A 3,493-nucleotide genomic window follows, 5' to 3' on the forward strand; every position below is an offset into this window, starting at 1 on the left:
TTCTTAAAGTCCGTTTCGCCAGCATCGACCGGACAAAGGAAAAGCAGCTTGGCATAAACATCTTCAGTACAGGGTTTGGAAATACGATCGGTACGATCTCGACAAACCAGTACACGCCCACAGTACCTCAGCTTTCGGGGGGGTCTACTCCGACCCTTAACAACGTCAACCCATTGAACTTGTTTGCATACTATCCGGGCATCAATCTCGGCGTGACCATCCAGGCGCTCGAGCAGAAGGGTTTGGCAGAGGTTCTTGCCGAGCCGAACGTGATGGCGAGGAATGGACATCAGGCTAGCTTCTTGGCAGGCGGTGAATACCCCTATCCAGTGGCGCAGACCGGCGTTAGCGGCGGAACGTCTGCTCCCATCACCATTCAGTACAAGCAATACGGCATTCTTCTTGCCTTCCTGCCTACAATAACGAATCGCGGAACAATCAGGCTTCAGGTTGCGCCCGAAGTCAGTTCTCTCGATTATGCAAACTCAGTCAACATTGGTGGCGCTTCTGTCCCGGCCCTCACCATCCGGCGCGTCAAGACGGAAGTTGAACTGGCCGATGGACAGAGTTTCGTCATTGGCGGTCTGCTCGATAATCGCGAAACGGACAATTTTGAGAAAATTCCATTTCTCGGCGACATTCCGATTCTGGGCAAATTCTTTACATCCATGCAAAGGCAAAAATCCAACACGGAATTGATCGTCATAGTCACTCCGGAAATTGTGAATCCAATCGATGCAGGCACGCCATTGCCGGAGTTGAAGTTTCCGGAAGGGTTCCTCCCTCCGAATTCGCCGATTCCGATGCATACACCGGACAATAAGGTCGCCGGTAGTGCGCCAGTGCCTCCTCCGGCATCGATCCCCGTGGAGAAGCTGATTGAAAGCAATAAGCCGGAAACGCCGTTGATTGTCGAAGGAAGCATGAGCGTCGGCGGAGGCGGCAGCGGAGCCTCGACATCAACCCAGCCAGCACCGCAGTAGCCAACAGGTGTTCAAATCGGTTCATCAGGAGCTGAGCTTCAAGATGTGTCCCCAGCGCACTTCTCGCTGGGGACACATGCTATTTGCGCCCTTTTCGGTCGCGCCGAGAACTGAGATTCCCAAGTCCTGCTACCACTTTCTCGGTGCGAATTCTGAAGCGAATTCAGGATTCTGTTCTAGGACCAAAGTGATGGAGTTATCGAGAATTTGATGAAACTGCGCGATTGGTCATCATCTCGATTGGAACGACACGAGGAGAAAAAATGCCCACCGAGTCTGAACGGCTGAGGGTGATGAACCTGACGCGCGGCACCGAGTTAGCTGGCAAGGCAGAGGTCGCCAAGAGTGGAGGTAAAAGATCGAAAGGCCTGTTAGGACGTAAAGGCCTGGCGCGCGGAGAAGGATTATGGATTGTGCCCTGCGAGGCGATCCACACCTTCTTCATGCAATTCGACATCGATCTTATCTACCTCGATCGGAAACTTCGGATCAAGAAAGTCGCGACTGGCGTATCTCCCTGGCGATTGTCAGTGTGCCTGTCCGCTCACTCTGTACTTGAACTGCCCTCAGGGATCGTTCATGAATCACAGTCTCGTCCGGGTGACCTCATTGAGTTTTTGCCGCTGCCAGAATCGACCGGCTCGCTCAGGGGGTGATTTTGCTTGAGACGGATCTGGATGCGTCCTTGCTTCGGCGACGATAGCGCAAAAATCAGCCAAGATGTTTCAGGCGGAAATTCCTCTGCGATTTCCGAAGATATCCAACATCGCAGCCTTGTGTAACGCGCCCAGGGTGGAACAACTCAAACCTGTTGCTCGCTCGTATCCGGGACGCCCAACTTGCTCGGAAAGCGGCGCACAAACACCCACAGATAGAAGGAAGCCAAGGCCAGAAGGATAATGGGTATCGGACGAGCAAGGAGGCTCACAATTGCGTTGAACAGAGGGCTTTTGTTAGAGAAGTGCAAATCCTTGGTGAGGATCGCAAGCATCGCTATCGGGAGGTCTGACGTAATCAGGATCGCCAAGGAATTCAGCATGAGCCCAACTCGCCCGAGCAAGCCGCCTTCGGCCAAGAGCATCGCACAAGCGGGAATTGTCAGAATCAACAGCTTCGCGTCATGTGGACGATGATAGACCGGCAACAGGGAGAGAGGAGCGATGACCGCCAGAGCCAGATAGTCTTTCGATAGCGCCGCGGGAGCGCGCACGGTAACGTTCATCCAGCCAAGCAGAAGAGATCCGCAGATCAGGTAGGTCGCAGGGTTGTAGAAACGTGGATCATCGCGGAATAGACTCATGACTGTCTGCAGATCAATGATCACGCCACTGCCACTTTTATTCATGGAGCTAGTAACGGGGTCGTTGACTTCACCGTAGGCTGAGGTAACGAGCAGATTAGCTGACATTTCCCGCATCCACTGAGGCGAGACATGGAAGATCCACAGGAAAGCAGGAATTGCAAGTACTAAGGTGAGGGCGAGCGTTTGCAACGCCCGTTTTCGATGCGCTTCACCGGCCAGGAGGAAGTAGAGCCAGACCAAGCCCGTATCATGGGGCTTTAGCTCCAGGCTCAGAGCGAGGCAGAAAACGCCTGCAATTACGTATTGGTTCTCGAGAAAACACCAGACGGCCACGAGGCAGAGTCCAATGGCTAATCCGGCTGGGTTCCCGCCAGCAAAGAGAATCCCACAGTTAGCAAGCAAGAAGGCTATCAGATAGAATGCGACATTCGATGCGTATGCTTGCGCAAGCGCCCACATTAGAAATGCCGCAAGCGTGAACATTGCGGCTGTGAAACCCGTCCAAAAAAATTGGGCTGCCGACCACGGCAGTAATGCGAAGGGCGCCATAAAGAAATATGTAGTGGGGAGGTAGAGCTGTAGAAGGACTCGTGGAAGCTCGGTCAGTGCGACGGGGTTTGAAGAGTGCTCGCCCCCTTCCAACTGATAAACAGCCTTTAATTGCCTCTCGTTGTATGGGTCGCCATCTTGGAGGAGGCAACGCGTGCCCAGATAAACAACCCGTAGGTCCACAATAATGCCACGGGCCGAATGCTCGAGAGCGAAACCCCAAAACAGCGAGAACATGCTGCACAACGACAGCAAAAGGAAGATTGCCGCACGTGCCTTCGTCATGCTTCTGCTCCCCGTCTCAGCGGCGCAGAGTTTCGAATCAACAGACGAAATTCCGCGTATTGTCGGCAATCCACGACATCCGACGTCGTTCCGGAGCGTAATCGGAAGCCGCGATTACAATCGCATTGTCCAAGGGAAAAGTGGCCGCACTTCGATTCGAACATTCAAATTATATTAAGCCTGCGCTCCAAAACTTCAAACAAACAAAGATACTCGCCGGTGACAGAACGGTGCAAATGGACCTGAATGATACCGCGATCGTGTCTTTCCCGTCTTTTCACGTTGCTCTTGCTCTGCTATCCGCTGTTGCGCTTGGCTTAATTCGGCGGTTGCGCGTCTTGGCCTGGATTCTGACCGTCCTTGTTTGTATCTC

4 protein-coding genes are annotated in these 3,493 nt (G+C 53.3%); 3 read left to right on the top strand and 1 reads right to left on the bottom strand.

The window, feature by feature from the left end; all coding sequences use genetic code 11:
* Together WA354_RS19885 and WA354_RS19890 are read left to right on the top strand one after the other, a co-directional pair.
* Positions 1-983: type II and III secretion system protein family protein (locus WA354_RS19885; protein WP_472814762.1), on the top strand; the 983-nt coding region annotated here is incomplete at its 5' end.
* A 263-nt stretch (positions 984-1,246) separates the two neighbouring features.
* Complete coding sequence (locus WA354_RS19890) at positions 1,247-1,639, top strand: DUF192 domain-containing protein (RefSeq protein WP_472814763.1); 393 nt, start codon at positions 1,247-1,249, stop codon at positions 1,637-1,639.
* A gap of 146 nt (positions 1,640-1,785) precedes the next feature.
* On the opposite strand, the gene WA354_RS19895 is transcribed toward WA354_RS19890, so the two are convergent.
* The gene (locus WA354_RS19895) at positions 1,786-3,120 is read right to left on the bottom strand and encodes a glycosyltransferase family 87 protein (protein ID WP_472814764.1); all 1,335 of its coding nucleotides are present in this window, start codon (positions 3,118-3,120) and stop codon (positions 1,786-1,788) included.
* A gap of 140 nt (positions 3,121-3,260) precedes the next feature.
* On the opposite strand from WA354_RS19895, the gene WA354_RS19900 reads away from it, so the two are divergent.
* The coding region (locus tag WA354_RS19900; RefSeq protein WP_472814765.1) for a phosphatase PAP2 family protein at positions 3,261-3,493 on the top strand (233 nt) is incomplete at its 3' end.

The organism is Occallatibacter sp. (genome assembly GCF_049802275.1).
Taxonomy (GTDB): domain Bacteria; phylum Acidobacteriota; class Terriglobia; order Terriglobales; family Acidobacteriaceae; genus Telmatobacter.